This is a genomic window from Oleiphilus sp. HI0067 (assembly GCF_001635735.1).
Genome location: NZ_LWFI01001658.1, coordinates 1 through 851 on the forward strand (window position 1 = coordinate 1; position 851 = coordinate 851).

The window sequence follows — 851 nt, forward strand, 5'->3', positions numbered from 1 at the left end:
ACTTCTTGGCCTTGGTGGCTTGCAAGTTGGTCTGAGCACTTTGTGTATCGCATTGATTGCCAGTTTATTTATCGATCAGTGGACCTATGCCCTCGCCATTGGTCTGATTTTCAGCCTCTCTTCTACAGCGATCGTACTTCAAACCTTCAACGAAAAAGGTCTAAATAAATCAGAGGGCGGTAAAAGCGCGTTCTCGGTTCTGCTCTTCCAAGACATTGCGGTCATTCCAATGCTCGCATTGATTCCGCTTCTCGCAATTAGCGCCTTAAGTGGCTCACCTACTGTAGCAGAAGACGCCCATCACGGCTATAGCTTGGTCGATGGTTTATCAAGCTGGGCCTATGCAATCGTGGTACTGAGCGCGATTGCAATTGTTGTTGTCGGCGGTCATTTTGCTAGTCGACCACTCTTCCGCTTCGTAGCCGCATCGGGGTTACGAGAAATCTTTACGGCCTCCGCCTTGCTCCTCGTTATCGGCATTGCTGCGATCATGAGTTTGGTTGGTCTGTCCCCTGCCCTCGGTACATTTTTAGCAGGTGTTGTGCTGGCCAATAGCGAGTTCAAACATGAATTAGAGAGCACGGTCGAGCCCTTCAAAGGCTTGTTACTAGGACTGTTTTTCATCACGGTTGGTGCAGGTATCGACTTCGGGTTGTTCTCAAGCATGTGGCTAACTGTGCTCGCCGCCACCGCAGCATTGATGCTCGTAAAGTTTGGCATTCTGTATGTGCTTGCCACGATTTTCCGTATCAAAAACAGCGATCGATGGTTGCTCTCACTGAGCCTAGCGCAAGCAGGTGAGTTTGGGTTTGTACTCTTGAGTTTTAGTGTTCAAAACTCAGGACTGCCTG

1 protein-coding gene is annotated in these 851 nt (G+C 49.4%); it reads left to right on the plus strand.

What is annotated here, in order from left to right:
- Window positions 1-851 (plus strand): cation:proton antiporter (locus A3739_RS26735; protein ID WP_197472614.1); only part of this gene is annotated, 851 nt, incomplete at both ends.